The organism is Aneurinibacillus sp. REN35 (genome assembly GCF_041379945.2).
Classification (GTDB): Bacteria; Bacillota; Bacilli; order Aneurinibacillales; family Aneurinibacillaceae; genus Aneurinibacillus.
Genome location: NZ_JBFTXJ020000003.1, coordinates 427,561 through 443,712, shown reverse-complemented (window position 1 = coordinate 443,712; position 16,152 = coordinate 427,561). Strand labels below are relative to the sequence as shown.

Sequence of the window (16,152 nt, the reverse complement as noted above, 5' to 3'; positions counted from 1 at the left end):
CTGTCCGTTAGATATGCCGCTTCAACTCAAACAAAAAGTTCATCGCCTGCATCGGCGTCATATTCAACAAATCCGCATCACGTAATTTCTTAAGTGCTTTCTCTTCAGTCTTATCAAGTACTGGACGCTCCGCCTTCTTCGCTTGCAGGCGAACCGGCTCACCGAATAAATCAAGCTGTTCTGCTTCCTCGGCTGCCGCAGCAGCGAATACACAACCTGGGTTCTGCACTTCTTCACTATTTTCTTCTTCTACCTGCTTCGTCGCTTTCGATGCAGCATCCGTCTGCTTCTGCGGTATCGGCTCTCCATCAAGCACTTCACGCGCCACAGCACCCTCATACTCATCTAGCAGTTGATTGGCGCGGTCGATGATACGCGGCGGTAAGCCTGCAAGTTGAGCGCAGTAAATGCCATAGCTTTTGTCTGCCGGTCCGTCTATCAGCTTACGCAGAAAAACCACGTTATCTTCTGTCTCATTTACTGCCATATGAAAGTTTTTTAAGCGGGGCAGTGTTGTCTCCAGATGTGACAGCTCATGGTAATGTGTGGATACAAGCGTCTTACAGCCAATATCATGGTGCAGATACTCGATCACCGCCTGCGCAATCGACATCCCTTCTGACGTGGATGTTCCGCGTCCCAGTTCATCAATAATGACCAGACTGCGTGTTCCCGCGTTGGTCAGCGTCACTTCAATCTCTTTCATTTCCACCATGAATGTACTCTGGCCGCTTACTAAATCATCCGCTGCCCCAATCCGGGTAAATATCCGGTCCACTGGCGTTACCCGTGCAAACTCTGCAGGAACGAAACTGCCCATCTGCGCCATGATGACGATTAATGCCACCTGGCGCATGTACGTACTTTTCCCCGCCATATTGGGTCCTGTAATCAGCAGGATTTGCTGGTCTACACCAAGCTCTGTATCGTTAGGCACGAACGGTTCTCCGCGCAGTACCGCTTCTACAACCGGGTGGCGGCCATCCTGAATGACCAGCGAGCCTTCCGTTACGATTTCAGGCTTCACATATCGCATATCCTGTGCGACCGTAGCAAGCGACTGCAGCACATCCACCGTTGCTACCTGCAGCGCTAATGCCTGCAGGCGTTTGATTTGGGCTGCGACCTTCTCACGAATCGCTACAAACAGTTCATATTCAAGCCCGGAGCGCTTCTCTTCCGCTTCTAGAATGAGTGCTTCTTTTTCCTTTAACTCCGGCGTAATGAAGCGCTCTGCGTTGGTTAGTGTCTGTTTGCGCTCATAGCGACCTTCCGGCAGGGCGGAGAGATTCGCTCTGGTAACTTCAATATAGTAGCCGAACACTTTGTTATATCCTACTTTTAGTGAACGAATACCTGTTGCCTGACGCTCCTGCTGCTCCAGATTCGCAATCCATTGCTTCCCTTCTCGGCTTGCAGTGCGCAGCTTGTCCAAGTGCTCATGATAGCCCTCTTTGATCAGCCCGCCTTCCTTTATGGCAATGGGCGGATCATCTACAAGGCCTTGTTCAATTATGTTGATAATGTCCGGACACGGATCCAGCCGATCCGCTGCCTCTTTAAGTGCGGCAGCACCACCGGACAGCTCCCGCAATATCCTCTTAAGCGATGGAATGGCCGCAAGCGATGCCTTCAACTGAATCAAATCGCGCGGACTGGCCGTACCGTATGCGATGCGCCCAGCCAGACGCTCCAAATCATACACTTCCTTCAGGGAGGTGCGCAGCTCATCACGAGCCATCCATCCGTCTAAGAGTGCCTGCACCGCCGCCTGCCGCCGCTCGATCTCCATTTTGCTTACGAGTGGTTTGTCAATCCAGCGGCGCAGCAGACGACCTCCCATCGCAGTCGCCGTCTGATCAAGCAGCCAGAGCAGCGAACCTTTCTTTGACTTATCACGAATCGTCTCAACCAACTCTAAATTACGGCGGGTAAACTGATCCAGCACCATATAAGCAGCCGCTTCGTATATATTTACACTGTGCAGGTGATCCAGCGAACGCTTCTGCGTCTCCTGCAAGTAGGATAGTAGCCCCCATGCCGCAGCTAGCATGGATGGCGTACCCTCCCGCTCCTGTCCTACGCTGCTGAACAGCGCGCTAAACCCTGCGGAGGTGTCCTCTGCCAGTACATCCGGGGCAATCGAACGTTTCGTAACCACCATCGAATATAAAGCAAAGTGGTTGTCTAGCGAATCATCTGCCTCTGCTTCCTCTACCGTAAACAGCACAACCTCGGAAGGGCGATACTGGATAATCTCATCTAACAACTGCGATTGCGTCCCTACCTCTGTCACATAGAATTCGCCAGTAGAAATATCGCATGCAGCAAGTGCAAAAGTTTCCTCATGCTGGAACACAGACAGCAAGTAATTATTTTCTTTGTCCTGCAGAAATTTCCCTTCCATCACTGTACCAGGAGTAATGACACGCGTCACTTCTCTGCGCACGATGCCTTTCGCCTGCTTCGGATCTTCTACCTGTTCGCAAATCGCAACCTTATAACCCTTCTCAATCAACTGGGCAATATACGTATCAACTGAATGATGCGGCACGCCACACATTGGGATGCGTTCCTCGCCGCCCCCTTCGCGTCCGGTCAGCGTGATTTCTAGCTCCCGCGATGCTGTCAGCGCGTCCTCAAAGAACATCTCATAAAAATCGCCCATTCGAAAGAATAAAAAAGCGTCCTTGTACTGGGCTTTAATCGCGAGGTATTGCTGGATCATAGGGGTATATTTCATAAATTTATTCTCTCCTGTGCCTACATTTTCTCTTTTTTTATTATAGCATACTGTGTTCATAGGCTCGATGTGCAGACGCAAGCTCAGGCTGAAACGGCGGCAGCTTCCAGGCAAAACGAATATCTATATGCTCACTCCATTCATTTCGGTTTAATACATGAAGTGCAAATGGGTCTAGATAAGAAGCATAGCGAGCGTATCCGTCCGTATGGCGCAGCTCCTTCCACAGCATGGGCAGAAGTGAAGTAAAGGCCTCACGCTCCCCACGATAGAAGGCATGATGCAAATCAGGCGTAAGCAGTGGAAGCGCCCGTAATTCCCGATATGAATACGCGATCACATGACTTAAAGCCAGCACACCGCGCGCGATCTGGGGCGAAGCAAGAAAGCTTGGCAGCGTCCGATATTCAAATCCCCCATGCGCTTTCATACGCATATCGCCCAATTGTCCATAGCGCGGTCTTCTTGCTAGAGAATGCGAACTTTCAATCATAAATACAGATAGCGCTAAGTAGGCATCGAGCGCTCGCAGCAGCTGCGTAGTCGGCGCTATGCCTGTAAAATGCATGTGTCCTCCCATCGGATACCCCAAGAGCGGCATGCCGCCGGAAAGCCATCCAATCTGTGTCGAACCTACCTTTTGTACGCCGCTCATCATCGCCTGGTATAAATTCTTGAATAAAACTTTTGCATCATCCGCCGGTGCAGGCCTCAATTCGGCCAACGGCAGACAAGTCCTAGACTCATCTCCACGCAGCCACACACGATCACAGCCAACCCTTCCTTCTTTTGCAAAACAATCGGAAGCTAACACCAGCTTCCCTGCGGGATTTCGCAGTACAAATTCGACATCCGTCCCCAAGGTTATCGTCTCGTTCTGCGTACAATATTGATGCCAGAATCCTTCCACACATGCAACGAACTTTTGAGCAAGCGATCGAGTCATTGTGAATGTGGGAGCTACACGCAAAACCCGCATCGTCCCGTGTACATCTACTCCTACATACACCGCCGCAAAGTCAAGTCCCAACGCATAGACGCTTCGCACTGCATACTGTCTAAGCCTGCGCATCTCCCGCATTTTTGGATCGACTTCGATTTCCTCATACTTGTCTTCGCCCTCCCGCACGCGATCATTAAGCCATAACCGTCGTCCTGAGGAACGATATACGCCTACTACCGATTGCTGAAATACAATCGCAATATAACGTCGGATTGTTGCAATGCCGCCCCCATTATCCCCCGCATACGGAATCGCAATATCTCCTAGCATTTGCGATGCAATCGTATCATCTGCTGCGTTCGCAAGCGCCTCTCGGGTATTGAGCACCACGAAATGACGTTCATGCGCAGAGACTCCCGCATCGCCCCATTGCACCACAAGTTCGGATCGCTCCGTTACCAACGTTCCCGAGCCGCCCGGCCACTTCTCCAAAAGCGGCGCAGCAGGGACATCATCTTGACTATACAGCAAAAAACAAGTCATGCTCCCGCTTCCCTTCCTCATCAGTACAACATAAAATAAAGACAAAAGAAAAAGGGAGGACGCTCCCTCCCACGGTTACAACCCTCGCATGTGCCGCTAGTCGAGGAACGAATCAGGATCAAGATCAGCGAAATCATCCAGCTCCTCGAAGTCATCTGTAAAGACATCATCTTTTTCTCCATCATCACAGGTGTCACAAATCCAGACACACAGCTTCGTCTCCCCGATGATTTCTACCGCATACTCACGCTCAACCGTAACCACAATTCCTCCGCCGGACTTTACTTTTGCTTCTACGCAGTTCGGCTCCTGCGTCACACGCGCCGTCACTTCCACATCTCCACGCAAGTTCGGGTCATAATAGGAGAGAGGAATGGCTTCGACGAATTTAACGGTATCCTTCAACACAGTAGTCTCTGTGTTATCATTGTACGAATACCAGATATTCAATTCGTACGATCCGCTCACCTCAACCGATTCGCCCACCTTGTCAGCCCGATAGGTGTGCTTGATCACCCAGGCCCCCAAAATGGTGACCGCCTTGTGGGATGGGGTAACAGTATGGATAGCTTCGGAAAACTTGCGTCCACGGCCGCACACGGCCTTGGTCACAATTTCCCGGCACTCCTTCTCTTTATTCATACTCGGCATGTTGTTACCTCCTCCATACAGCGTTTCCCTACATGTGTATGCAGGGCGATCATCACGGGTGCAGCACAAAAGTGTCTTTCCGTACCGCAAGCCGCCCATCCCGCCCCGATCAGCTTCACAACTGATAATCCATAAATATGCAGGGCAAGCGCCTGGGGTGCGTAGTTCCATCGGAAGCGTACAATCTAACAAAACAAAGAAAAACGCCATTCCAATAGCGGAATGACGTTTCATTCATACACTTCTCATACTAGCAACTGCCGCAGCCGCCCATGCCTTCCGGCTTTGCTTTTGGGTATCCTGTCTCGTTATACAGCGGGTCCCCGCCTGTAGAAACGATAATATCCTCGGATACTTTGTTGGCGATAATGCTTGTTACCATCTGCAGCAACTCATTAATATCCTGCTGCGTCTGCTTGAACTCAAGCACGATCGGGATTGAATCCAGCTCATCCTGCAGCGCATCGATCTCTTGCTCGATAGCCGGAACTTCTTCATAACGGCGGTTATGCTCAAGCTTTACGATTTGCTTTTGTTTTTGTTTAATCTTAGCAATCAAGCCCTGCACACGCGCATTCCCGCTGATCTTCTCCTCCGCCTGCTTAAAGCGCTCCACTTCCTCCGAGCTTGCAATCAGCACAGCCAAGTCCTTCGCCTGCGTCATAATGGATGAATAATCAAATGTACGTTCCTGTTTCTCTTCCATCAGCATTACACCTCTACTTTGGTTACCACATCACCGTATAGTGTCCACGTCTGTGGCTCTGTTATTTTAACATGAATCAGCTTTCCAATATAGTCTTCAGAGCCTGTAAAATGGACAATTTTGTTTGTTCTTGTACGGCCTGTCATCACTTCTGGGTTGTTCTTGCTTGGTCCTTCAACCAATACCTCAAGCACTTGGCCCTTAAGTGATTCATTATTCTTTCGACCGATACGATTTACAAGCTGGATAAGACGCTGCAGACGGTCCTTCTTCTCCGCTTCACTCACATCATCCTCCATAACCGCGGCCGGCGTGCCTGAACGCGGAGAATAGATGAACGTATAGGCCGAATCAAAGCCTACTTCTTCGACAAGCGACATCGTCTCCAAGAATTGTTCTTCTGTTTCTCCAGGGAAGCCAACAATAATGTCTGTAGTTAATACAACATCCGGAATGGCTTCTTTAATTTTGCGTACGAGTTCAAGATACTGCTCACGCGTATATTTACGTGCCATTCTCTTTAGCACTTCGCTGCTTCCGGACTGCACTGGCAGATGGATATGCTCGACAAGGTTTCCTTTTTTAGCGAGCACTTCAATCAGGTGATCATCGAAGTCACGCGGATGACTTGTTGTAAAACGAATGCGTGGAATATCAATCTTACGTACCTCGTCCATCAGGTCACCAAAACCGTATTCAATATCTGTGAAGTCCTTACCATAGGCGTTTACGTTTTGGCCAAGCAAGTAGATCTCCTTGTAGCCTTGGCGTGCAAGGTCACGAACTTCTGCCACGACATCTTCCGGACGGCGGCTTCGCTCCTTCCCGCGCGTATACGGCACAATACAGTACGTACAGAACTTATCACAGCCATACATGATGTTGACCCATGCACGCAGACCTTCCTTGCGTACCTTCGGCATGTTCTCGACAACATCCCCTTCTTTTGACCATACTTCAATTACCATCTCTTTATTGAAGAATGCGTCGCGCACAAGGATTGGCAGACGATGGATGTTATGCGTACCTAAAATTAAGTCGACATGCTGATAGCTTTTGAGGATGCGTTGTACGACCGCTTCCTCCTGCGACATACAGCCACATACGCCAAGAATCAGCTCCGGCTTTTCCTTTTTGAGATGCTTCAGGCGTCCTAGTTCGCCGAACACCTTGTCTTCTGCATTTTCACGCACTGCACACGTATTGAAAAGGATAATATCCGCCTCTTTTTCCTCCTCCGTCGGCGTGAAATTCATGCTCTGCAAAAGACCGATAATCGTTTCCGTGTCATGCTCGTTGGCCTGGCAGCCGTATGTGCGAATCATGAATGTGCGACCTTTACCCAACTCTTTCAGCTCATCTGAAATCCCTTCAAATTCATCATAAGCAATCCCGTTCTTCGTCCGCTTTTTCGCGTCTTTCATGCTTGGTGCCGTACCTGTAAAGTATTTGCTATAATCTTTTTCCTTCTTCGAAGCGGATTTTAAGTCCGCGGAAGAAGATCCGTTATTGATTGTGTTCTGTGTCATACAAACCTCCGCTAAAGCAATAATAGGATACGATAAAAATTATACAAAAACGCGTCCGTAAAAACAAAGAAAGTTTTGCCATAGTTTATTTGTATTAATACGCAGTATTTTTTTACTATAATATTTATGAAATAAAAAAACAGACCGCCTTATGTGGCGGCCTTTAACTATGATTGTTGCGCACTTACATGAACCATGATTTCATTTTCATCTACTTGAAATGGGATGCTGAGAAACTTGTTTATCGAGCGGAATCGGCTTTCGCCTTCATTAATAATCGGTGGCGTGATATTCACTTCGTAGCCGTTATTAATCAATTCCGTGCAGCAGGCCGCACCCACCCAGTTTCCAAACTCGGAAAAGGCGCTCCAGCCCATCTCGTCAATCTCCTCAATATTCATTCCGCCAAACATTCTACCGATAATGGCACATACAGATTGCTGTGTCATACCAAGAATTAAATCCACCTTCACCGAACCTGTCATTCCTACAATGACGGACACTTGCCCGGAAAATACCGGATTGGCTTGCAGGGCAGGCTTGCCCGTCATTACCTGCATGCCCAAGTGGTTCTCCAATACTCCGCGTGTACCAGACAAAATCGCATTAATTTGATCCGCTTGCATTCTCCCCACCCCTAATTATCCAACTATTCTCACACGCGCCTTTACGCAAGGACTTTTTTGATCGCTTCAATCACTCGGTCTTCTTGGAATGGCTTTACGATAAAATCACGGGCGCCAGCTTGAATGGCCTGTACAACCATGTTCTGCTGACCCATCGCTGAACACATGATAATTTTTGCATTTGGATCCATTTGCCGGATGGCTTTTACCGCTTCAATTCCGTCCATCTCAGGCATCGTAATATCCATCGTAACAAGATCTGGGGATACTTGCTTATACTTCTCAACCGCTTCTGCTCCGTTAGAAGCCTCATCTGCTATCGTATATCCATGCTTTGTTAAAAAGCCTTTAATCATCATCCGCATAAACGATGCGTCGTCTACAATTAAAATACGCTTGCTCATCTTTCTTCCTCCCAAGCCTTCAGATTGCTGATGCTCTTTCTGTTACTTACGACAACTAATAATACTCTACTAGGCGATTATACCCAGTTATTTGCAATGTTTCAACCAAAAATGCAGGAACAATTCCTTCATTTGCAATTTTTTCGTATGAATTCAATCATACTACAATCCTAGGCGAGCCATGTAAATATTAACACCTATGCGGTATCGCGCAACGGATATACTACTTGTACGCCCCGAAAAAAACCTGGAGGTGACCGTAATGCCAAATAACCATGACATTTTCCACAACAAGCGGGACTTTGCCCGTGCTGAATTTGCGACGGAATTGTATAAGCCGCCCGGAAAACCGCGCGCTCGGGAGGCACACACGCAGCAGAATCAATCCACGCCGCATAATGCCGGTTTTAAAAACGTCAAAGTTCCCTTCCAACGAAAAGCAGGTCTACCAGGAAACCGGGCATAAAATAAATGAGGGATACGCAGCCGCGTACCCCTCTTTGCCAGTTTGTTTTCGTATGCTGTTTTTGCTGTTTTTGCTGTGTTCATTTCTTTTCAATCGCTATAATATATGGCGGTCGATTATCCGGGTTTATGTACTCATACTTCAGCACAAGGTAGTCACGCACCGGCAATGCCCGTACATAAGCTTCCAGCGCTTTCGCTTCGGCTTCTCCTCCCGTGTGGCCTACATATACGACCAACACTACGATACCTCCCGATCGAAGATGTAACAGCGCTTCTTCGACGGCTGCGATGGTATCATCTGCCTTCGTAATGACCGTTTTATCCGAACCAGGCAAATATCCAAGATTAAAGATGACGGCTTGCAGGGCATCATCTAATTCTCTGATAGCTGTATGGGAGTCGTGATGCAGAGTGACCCTGTTCTCATATCCTTGCGTCATCAGACGTTCTCCTGTTGTCTTGATGGCATCAATTTGTACATCATAAGCATGCACCTGTCCCATATCGCCTACCAATTCGGCTAAAAACAACGTGTCATGCCCGTTCCCTGCCGTGGCATCCACGACGATGTCACCTCGTTGAATCCGTGCTGCAAGCAATTGATGTGCCATCTCAGTAATACGGGGAAGACGGGACCGCTTTTCATTTTGCGTCGTATTCAAATCGTAATCACCTGCCCGATCGCCGCAAGGTCCCACGGACCGCTAAAGCCGCCTGTAACGGCTTCCTGTTCATATGCTATACGCTCTATATCAGGAGATAGATGCGTAATGACTAGACGCTTCGCACCGATACGTTCCGCAGTCTGTGCCGCCTCACGTGCCGATAAGTGTCCGCGCTTTCCCTTAGGCACGTACTGATTGGTAAATGTTCCTTCACAAATAAATAAATCGCAATCGTTCGCAAATCCATCCCAATTCGTTTCAGGACCTGTATCCGCGCTGTATATAATCGTTTTTTTTCCATCAGTAATTTTCATTGCGTAGCAAAGCAGCGGATGGTTTGTGCGCAGGAACGTTATCGTAACCCCCGCCACTTCCACTGCATCCCGCTCCGCAAACGAGTGCAGTCGTGTATAGTTTTGGTAGTTCATTTTTTTTGCCCAATCCTGCGGTTCATGCGGTCCATAAACCGGCAGTGTTCCGCTTCGCTTGCCGAATATTTCAGCCATCATGATACCGTACTGAAGAATCGGCATATCGCATATGTGATCATGATGATAATGGGACAGGATGACGGCGCTCAACTCCTCAATGCGAATGTATTTCATTAGCTGTGCATATACACCGCTGCCGCAGTCAATCAAGAGCTTCCCTTGCTCTGTCTCCAGCAAATAGCCTGGAGTCGCTCCTCCGGGGCCTGGTGTCGGTGACTGGTATCCTAAAACGGTCAGCTTCATATGCATCCATCCTTTCATTCGTTTTTATCTATACACATAGTAGCAGAAAAATCAACGAAAGAAAAAGCCGACCACCATGCGGCAGTCGGCTTGTATGTTTGTTTCTTACATGAACTCGCTCATAAGCTTTTTGAAGTTTTCTTCGTCCATTGTCAGATCTTGTTTAACAAGACCTTCTTCTTTAAAGCCTGGAACCATTCTTTCGTAAGAAGTACGTTCTGTGTTTTGGTAGATCAGACCATTTACCAAGCCTTCTGTCTCCATCAGAACGCGCATAGCGGCAATACGGTCATGCGGATCGTATCCTTCCACATCGCTCAAGTTTTTCACATGCTCTTTAAACCAATCATACGTATTCACTTTGTTGAATGTTACGCATGGGCTGAACACGTTGATCAGCGAGAAGCCTTTATGATTTAAGCCTTGCTCGATTAAGCTTGTCATGCCTTTTAAGTCACTCGACATGGTCTGCGCTACGAATGTCGCTCCAGCTGCAAGAGCAAGCTCAAGCGGCTTCATGGATGGCTCAATGGAACCTTTTGGCGTAGACTTCGTTACAAAGCCTTCAGCCGAACGTGGAGACGTTTGTCCCTTTGTCAGACCGTAAATTTGGTTATCCATAACAATGTATGTGATATCCATATTGCGACGAATCGCATGGATAGTGTGGCTCATACCGATTGCAAACCCGTCGCCGTCACCGCCGGAAGCGATAACTGTCAGCTCGCGGTTTGCCATTTTCAAACCTTGTGCAATTGGCAGTGAACGTCCATGAATACCGTGAACGCCGTATGCATTAATGTAACCAGAGATACGACCTGAACAGCCGATACCTGATATAACAGCCAAGTTTTCAGGCTCAAGCCCTACGCTTGCTGCAGCACGTTGAATTGCCGCTTGTACGGAGAAATCTCCGCAGCCTGGGCACCAGTTAGGTTTAACGCTATTGCGGAACTCTTTGAATGTTGCCATCTTACAACAGCTCCTTGCATTTATTGTAGATTTCACCAGGCAAGAATGGGTTACCATCATATTTCAAAATGCTGTTGATTTTTTCAGCCATTCCTGCGTGCAGTTTGAGCTGGTCAGTCAATTGACCTGTTGCATTGTGCTCGATTACGACCACTTTTTTCGCTTTTTCCATCAATTCTTTCATTTCCGCTGCCGGGAATGGATGAATGAGACGGACATGGGCTTGGTTCACTTTGAGGCCTTCAGCTTCTAAGCGTCCTTTGGCTTCTGTAATCGCACCGCGAATACCGCCCATTGCTACAACAAGCAGGTCTGCTTCTTCATTTGGTGCATCTTTATATACAGGTGTATCAACTTTCAGATTATCGAGTTTGCGAAGACGTTTGTCCATTTGCTTCACACGAATAACCGGATCTTCTGTCGGGCGTCCTGTATCTGTATGTTCAACACCTGTTACGTGGTGAATACCATACTTTTGTCCAGGAACCACGCGAGGTGAGATACCATCTTCGGTTACTTCATAGCGTTTGAACATTTCGCTGTCTGTCTCTGGAAGCTCTTGTCCGCCCATGAATTTACCGCGACGGATTTCAACACGGCTTAAATCAAGCGGTTCAACACTTTGCTTACCCAGGGATAGCTGCAGATCTGTCAATAGGATAACAGGAACTTGGTATTCCTCAGCAATATTGAACGCTTCTACTGTATCGTAGAACGCTTCTTCCGCTGTGCTTGGCGCCAATACTACTTTTGGAATCTCACCATGTGTATTATAAATCATCGCATTTACGTCAGATTGCTCTTGCTTTGTCGGCATACCTGTAGATGGACCGCCGCGCTGTGTATCTACAATGACAAGCGGAGTCTCTGTAATCCCTGCAAGGCCGATTGCTTCTGCCATTAGAGAAAGACCAGGACCTGCAGATGCAGTCAATGTACGAACACCGCCGTAGTTCCCGCCGATTGCCATCGTTACTGCAGCGATTTCATCCTCTGTCTGGATAACCGTACCGCCGTATTCAGGCAGCTTCTTAACCAGATACTCCATTACCTCAGAAGCTGGAGTAATCGGATACGCCGGCATAAAGCGACAGCCTGCTGTCAATGCGCCCATTGCGATGGCATCGTTTCCGATCATAAACATACGCTGCTTGCCATCTGCAGCTTCTAAGCGAAGGTCTTCAATCGGACCGCCTGCTTCTTTATTTACATACTCGGCACCGCGCTTGATCGCTTCCATATTCTTCTCAACCACTTTTTGGCCTTTTTTGCCGAACAGTTCATTCACTACTTCAACGAATGATTCCGCTGGCAGACCCAAAAGGGCGCTGGAAGCTCCAATCGCTACCATGTTTTTCATAAGAGACGTTCCAAGTTCTTCGGCAATTTCAGTGAAAGGCACAGAGAATAGACGAACATCCGCTCCCTCAGGCGCTTTCGGATTGAATTTTGCATCACCAATGATAATTCCGCCCTTGCGAAGTTCCGGACTGTTTACATCGATTGTCTCTTGGTCAAATGCCACGAGAATATCGAGATTGTCTGAAATTCCACCTAGCGGCTTAGTGCTGACACGAATTTTGTTATTGGTGTGACCACCTTTGATACGGGAAGAGAAATGGCGATAACCATATAAGTAATACCCGAGACGGTTTAACGCAATCGCGAAAATTTCGCCTGTACTGTCAATCCCTTCACCTTGTTGTCCTCCAACTTTCCAAGAAAGTTGACTAATCATGAACTCCACCCCTTCAAGACGATAGATCGCTCGTTCTTTTCAGCTGAAAAGTGTACCATTTTCTAAACAGATACACCACAGTTTTGAGCCCTCTTCCATTTTCCAGGTCACCTACTATATGTATCTATTTAAAAAATATGAACAAATTGTGTACTTCAAACTTTATTCATTGTAGTCCTCCTACCCGTAAATTGCAACCCTTGGCTGAAGATTTCTTCGATAAAATTCCCTGCCTATCCTTCTCCACATATAAACCGCCAAATGAAACGATAAAAACCGGCAAAAAGCTGCGGAAACCACCTCCATCCTCTCTTTTGCGAAGAATTGCAACTTTCGAAAAAGGGGAGGGTCGCAGACTGCACGAAAAAGCCTGTTTATCCATAAAGGATAAACAGGCTCAATTGATGAAAGACCGGTGTGGTTAGTTACTCAACTATCGAGGTTCGACAATCAATTTAATTGCAGTTCGTTCTTCGCCTTCAATGAGAATATCAGTAAAGGCTGGGACACAAATAAGGTCAACACCACTCGGTGCTACGAACCCTCGTGCGATCGCTACTGCTTTAATTGCTTGATTAAGTGCGCCCGCTCCGATGGCTTGAAGCTCAGCTGCGCCGCGTTCCCGAAGAACTCCGGCCAGGGCACCAGCGACAGAATTGGGATTGGATTTTGCTGAAACCTTTAATACTTCCATCTCAAGTACCTCCTTAGATAGATTGATAATTACCACAATTACTCTATTCGGCGAAGGTACAGATCATTCCTGTTGATTTCAATTCTTCCAAAATAAATATTCAGAAAATTAAAATCAATCACTCCATAAACGGATGGTCTTCATCAATAAGTATTCGCTGAATAGAGTTGGCACGTCCGGTGTTTTTTTCCATATCAATTATTACCCCGTTCAGCTGTGGCTTAAGCATGGCAACTTCAAATCTAACCGGCAAACCGGTTAAAAACTTTTTCATTACCGCTTCTCTCTCCATCCCAAGAATGCTATCACGCGGTCCAACCATGCCTACGTCTGATAAATATGCGGTTCCACCAGGCAAAATCCGTTCATCCGCTGTCTGCACATGCGTATGCGTGCCGACGACCGCACTCACTTTGCCGTTTAAAAACCAACCCATAGCCTGTTTTTCAGATGTAGCTTCCGCGTGCATATCAACAAAAATATATGGTGTACGCTTACGAACCTGTTCAACAATTTTTTCTACCGTACGAAATGGACAATCTGACGGCGGTAAAAACGTGCGGCCCTGCAAATTAATAATCGCAAGTTCACCGCCTAACGATCCCTTTATAAACGTATGGCCCCGTCCCGGCGTATCCGGCGGAAAATTAGCAGGTCGAACGATGCGTGCCTCATCATCTATGAAATCAAATATCTCCTTGTGATCAAACGAGTGGTTCCCAAGCGTAATAGCACCGGCTCCCCATTCAAAAAACTGTTGCGCAATTTTTTGCGTGATGCCGCGTCCGGAGGCAGCATTCTCTCCATTGACAACCGTAAAATGAGGATTGTATTTTTTCTTTAGCCGCGGCAGCATTTCTTTGAGCATATCGCGTCCTGGAGAGCCAACAACATCTCCAATAAATAACAGTTTCATTGCATATCTCCTTTAGATTAGCACCTGCGCTAATGAAAACAAAAGCTTCTGCCGATCACTCGGAGAAGCTTTTGCGTTTTATTTTGCATATTCAACTGCCCGTGTTTCCCGGATGACTGTAACTTTAATATGTCCCGGATAGTCGAGCTCACTTTCAATTTTCTTCGTAATATCACGTGCTAGACGGTGCGCTTCCAAATCGGTAACCTGTTCCGGTCTAACCATGATTCGAACTTCTCGACCCGCTTGGATTGCATACGACTTCTCGACGCCGTCGAACGACTCAGAGATTTCCTCAAGCTTCTCTAGACGACGAATGTATGTCTCCAGCGTTTCACGGCGCGCTCCCGGACGCGCAGCAGATAGCGCATCAGCTGCGGCTACCAGCATCGCAATTACCGATGTTGGTTCACAATCTCCGTGATGGGAAGCAATCCCATTAATCACAACAGGATGCTCTTTGTATTTTTTCGCTAATTCAACCCCAATTTCAACATGGGAACCTTCAACCTCATGGTCAATGGCTTTACCGATATCATGCAGCAGCCCCGCACGCTTTGCCAGCGTTTGGTCTTCGCCCAGCTCTGCTGCCATCAATCCGCATAAATGTGAAACCTCAATAGAATGCTTTAACACATTCTGTCCGTAGCTTGTACGGTATTTCAAGCGACCCAGAATCTTAATCAGATCCGGATGCAGCCCATGAATCCCAGTCTCGAATGTAGCCTGCTCGCCGTATTCACGGATGCGTTCATCCACCTCACGACGCGCCTTCTCAACCATTTCTTCAATGCGTGCAGGATGAATACGTCCATCTGCAACAAGCTTCTCTAGTGCGGTTCGCGCGATTTCACGACGAACGGGATCAAAACCGGATAAAATGACGGCTTCTGGAGTATCATCAATAATCAAATCGATACCAGTAAGCGTCTCCAGAGCACGAATGTTCCGACCTTCACGGCCGATGATTCGGCCTTTCATCTCATCGTTTGGCAGCGAGACAACCGATACGGTTGTTTCTGCCACATGGTCTGCAGCGCAGCGTTGAATCGCCGTAGTAATAATGTCGCGAGCTTTTTTATCCGCTTCTTCTTTCGCCTGCTGTTCGATATCTTTGGCCAGCATGGCAGCTTCATGACGCACTTCATCTTCCACTTGCTGAAGGATGATGTCGCGCGCTTCTTCGCGTGTCAAATTGGAAACCCGCTCTAGTTCAGTTACCTGAGCCTGCATCAGTTCTTCCGCTTTCGCATGCATCTGATTAATCGCTTGCTCACGACGTTCAAGTTCTGTTTCCTTACGCTCGTACATATCTACTTTCCGGTCAAGCGATTCTTCTTTTTGCAGTACGCGTTTCTCAAGGCGCTGAATCTCGTTTCGTCTCTCGCGTAAATCTTTCTCGGCATCCGTTCGCAATTTATGCACTTCGTCTTTCGCCTCTAGCACCTTTTCTTTCTTAAGTGCTTCCGCGTCTTTTTCGGCTTTGTCTACAATTTGACGTGCTGCTTCTTCCGCACTCGAAATTTTTGCCTCCGCCAATGATTTACGAACAAAATAACCAATTGCCGATCCGATCACCAGAGATGCAAGTGCAATGAGAATTACAGATACTAAGTCCATCTTTCTGTCACCTCCTTGCATCTGAGGTTTTTTCATTTTTTGTTTCATCGAGTAAAAACTTCCAGGTTTAGTTAAAAAACGAGATCGTATATGCGATCTCCCTATGCAAAACCTACCTGTATATCCCTACCGCGGCTAGCGAAAAATAGAAGACCCCGATAAAATAAGAATACACACATCTATTTTGCCATCATACCGCA

The 16,152-nt window shown here is 47.5% G+C and carries 15 protein-coding genes; 1 reads left to right on the top strand and 14 read right to left on the bottom strand.

The features are described from left to right. Positions 1-7: 7 nt before the first annotated feature. The 7 genes from mutS to AB3351_RS08610 all read right to left on the bottom strand — a co-directional run bounded on the left by mutS (position 8) and on the right by AB3351_RS08610 (position 8,145). Positions 8-2,743 carry a DNA mismatch repair protein MutS gene (gene mutS, locus AB3351_RS08640; protein WP_371146722.1) on the bottom strand — a complete coding sequence of 912 codons (2,736 nt, stop codon included), beginning with the start codon at positions 2,741-2,743 and terminating at the stop codon, positions 8-10. A 40-nt stretch (positions 2,744-2,783) separates the two neighbouring features. After that, positions 2,784-4,229, bottom strand: a complete 1,446-nt coding sequence (locus AB3351_RS08635) for a putative amidoligase domain-containing protein (RefSeq protein ID WP_371146721.1) — start codon at positions 4,227-4,229, stop codon at positions 2,784-2,786. 96 nt (positions 4,230-4,325) lie between these two features. Further along, the gene (gene cotE / locus AB3351_RS08630; RefSeq protein ID WP_371146720.1) at positions 4,326-5,114 is read right to left on the bottom strand and encodes an outer spore coat protein CotE; all 789 of its coding nucleotides are present in this window, start codon (positions 5,112-5,114) and stop codon (positions 4,326-4,328) included. Between the two features lie 16 nt (positions 5,115-5,130). Then, a complete protein-coding gene (locus tag AB3351_RS08625) occupies positions 5,131-5,586 on the bottom strand; it encodes a RicAFT regulatory complex protein RicA family protein (RefSeq protein WP_371146719.1) in 456 nt (151 codons plus the stop codon). A gap of 5 nt (positions 5,587-5,591) precedes the next feature. After that, positions 5,592-7,115, bottom strand: coding sequence for a tRNA (N6-isopentenyl adenosine(37)-C2)-methylthiotransferase MiaB (miaB, locus tag AB3351_RS08620; RefSeq protein ID WP_371146718.1), 1,524 nt, complete (start codon positions 7,113-7,115; stop codon positions 5,592-5,594). A gap of 167 nt (positions 7,116-7,282) precedes the next feature. Beyond that, positions 7,283-7,741 carry a chemotaxis protein CheX gene (locus tag AB3351_RS08615; RefSeq protein ID WP_371146717.1) on the bottom strand — a complete coding sequence of 153 codons (459 nt, stop codon included), beginning with the start codon at positions 7,739-7,741 and terminating at the stop codon, positions 7,283-7,285. A gap of 41 nt (positions 7,742-7,782) precedes the next feature. Then, entirely contained in the window at positions 7,783-8,145 is a 363-nt protein-coding gene (locus AB3351_RS08610; protein WP_371146716.1) for a response regulator, read from the bottom strand. A gap of 262 nt (positions 8,146-8,407) precedes the next feature. On the opposite strand from AB3351_RS08610, the gene AB3351_RS08605 reads away from it, so the two are divergent. Next, positions 8,408-8,611: a hypothetical protein gene (locus tag AB3351_RS08605; protein ID WP_371146715.1), complete on the top strand. Its 204-nt coding sequence runs from the start codon at positions 8,408-8,410 to the stop codon at positions 8,609-8,611. A gap of 79 nt (positions 8,612-8,690) precedes the next feature. Here the strand turns inward: AB3351_RS08605 and AB3351_RS08600 are convergent, their stop codons facing one another. The 7 genes from AB3351_RS08600 to rny all read right to left on the bottom strand — a co-directional run bounded on the left by AB3351_RS08600 (position 8,691) and on the right by rny (position 15,952). Continuing rightward, complete coding sequence (locus AB3351_RS08600) at positions 8,691-9,275, bottom strand: tRNA (mnm(5)s(2)U34)-methyltransferase (protein WP_371146714.1); 585 nt, start codon at positions 9,273-9,275, stop codon at positions 8,691-8,693. Beyond that, a complete protein-coding gene (locus AB3351_RS08595; RefSeq protein WP_371146713.1) occupies positions 9,272-10,012 on the bottom strand; it encodes an MBL fold metallo-hydrolase in 741 nt (246 codons plus the stop codon). The genes AB3351_RS08600 and AB3351_RS08595 overlap by 4 nt, the downstream gene beginning before the upstream one ends. A 105-nt stretch (positions 10,013-10,117) precedes the next feature. Continuing rightward, the gene (locus AB3351_RS08590; protein ID WP_371146712.1) at positions 10,118-10,984 is read right to left on the bottom strand and encodes a 2-oxoacid:ferredoxin oxidoreductase subunit beta; all 867 of its coding nucleotides are present in this window, start codon (positions 10,982-10,984) and stop codon (positions 10,118-10,120) included. A gap of 1 nt (position 10,985) precedes the next feature. After that, positions 10,986-12,722, bottom strand: a complete 1,737-nt coding sequence (locus AB3351_RS08585) for a 2-oxoacid:acceptor oxidoreductase subunit alpha (RefSeq protein ID WP_371146711.1) — start codon at positions 12,720-12,722, stop codon at positions 10,986-10,988. A gap of 433 nt (positions 12,723-13,155) precedes the next feature. Next, on the bottom strand, positions 13,156-13,416 hold the full coding sequence (locus tag AB3351_RS08580) for a stage V sporulation protein S (RefSeq protein WP_206250009.1): 261 nt from the start codon (positions 13,414-13,416) through the stop codon (positions 13,156-13,158). A gap of 118 nt (positions 13,417-13,534) precedes the next feature. Then, the gene (locus AB3351_RS08575) at positions 13,535-14,332 is read right to left on the bottom strand and encodes a TIGR00282 family metallophosphoesterase (protein ID WP_371146710.1); all 798 of its coding nucleotides are present in this window, start codon (positions 14,330-14,332) and stop codon (positions 13,535-13,537) included. A 78-nt stretch (positions 14,333-14,410) separates the two neighbouring features. Beyond that, a complete protein-coding gene (gene rny, locus AB3351_RS08570; RefSeq protein WP_371146709.1) occupies positions 14,411-15,952 on the bottom strand; it encodes a ribonuclease Y in 1,542 nt (513 codons plus the stop codon). Positions 15,953-16,152 lie beyond the last annotated feature (200 nt).

Excerpts from the sequence above, each read along its gene's own strand:
- mutS (WP_371146722.1), bottom strand. The coding sequence starts at position 2,743 with ATGAAATATACCCCTATGATCCAGCAATACCTCGCGATTAAAGCCCAG.
- AB3351_RS08635 (WP_371146721.1), bottom strand. The coding sequence starts at position 4,229 with ATGACTTGTTTTTTGCTGTATAGTCAAGATGATGTCCCTGCTGCGCCG.
- cotE (WP_371146720.1), bottom strand. The coding sequence starts at position 5,114 with ATGAAACGTCATTCCGCTATTGGAATGGCGTTTTTCTTTGTTTTGTTA.
- AB3351_RS08625 (WP_371146719.1), bottom strand. The coding sequence starts at position 5,586 with ATGGAAGAGAAACAGGAACGTACATTTGATTATTCATCCATTATGACG.
- miaB (WP_371146718.1), bottom strand. The coding sequence starts at position 7,115 with ATGACACAGAACACAATCAATAACGGATCTTCTTCCGCGGACTTAAAA.
- AB3351_RS08615 (WP_371146717.1), bottom strand. The coding sequence starts at position 7,741 with ATGCAAGCGGATCAAATTAATGCGATTTTGTCTGGTACACGCGGAGTA.
- AB3351_RS08610 (WP_371146716.1), bottom strand. The coding sequence starts at position 8,145 with ATGAGCAAGCGTATTTTAATTGTAGACGACGCATCGTTTATGCGGATG.
- AB3351_RS08605 (WP_371146715.1), top strand. The coding sequence starts at position 8,408 with ATGCCAAATAACCATGACATTTTCCACAACAAGCGGGACTTTGCCCGT.
- AB3351_RS08595 (WP_371146713.1), bottom strand. The coding sequence starts at position 10,012 with ATGAAGCTGACCGTTTTAGGATACCAGTCACCGACACCAGGCCCCGGA.
- AB3351_RS08590 (WP_371146712.1), bottom strand. The coding sequence starts at position 10,984 with ATGGCAACATTCAAAGAGTTCCGCAATAGCGTTAAACCTAACTGGTGC.
- AB3351_RS08585 (WP_371146711.1), bottom strand. The coding sequence starts at position 12,722 with ATGATTAGTCAACTTTCTTGGAAAGTTGGAGGACAACAAGGTGAAGGG.
- AB3351_RS08580 (WP_206250009.1), bottom strand. The coding sequence starts at position 13,416 with ATGGAAGTATTAAAGGTTTCAGCAAAATCCAATCCCAATTCTGTCGCT.
- AB3351_RS08575 (WP_371146710.1), bottom strand. The coding sequence starts at position 14,332 with ATGAAACTGTTATTTATTGGAGATGTTGTTGGCTCTCCAGGACGCGAT.
- rny (WP_371146709.1), bottom strand. The coding sequence starts at position 15,952 with ATGGACTTAGTATCTGTAATTCTCATTGCACTTGCATCTCTGGTGATC.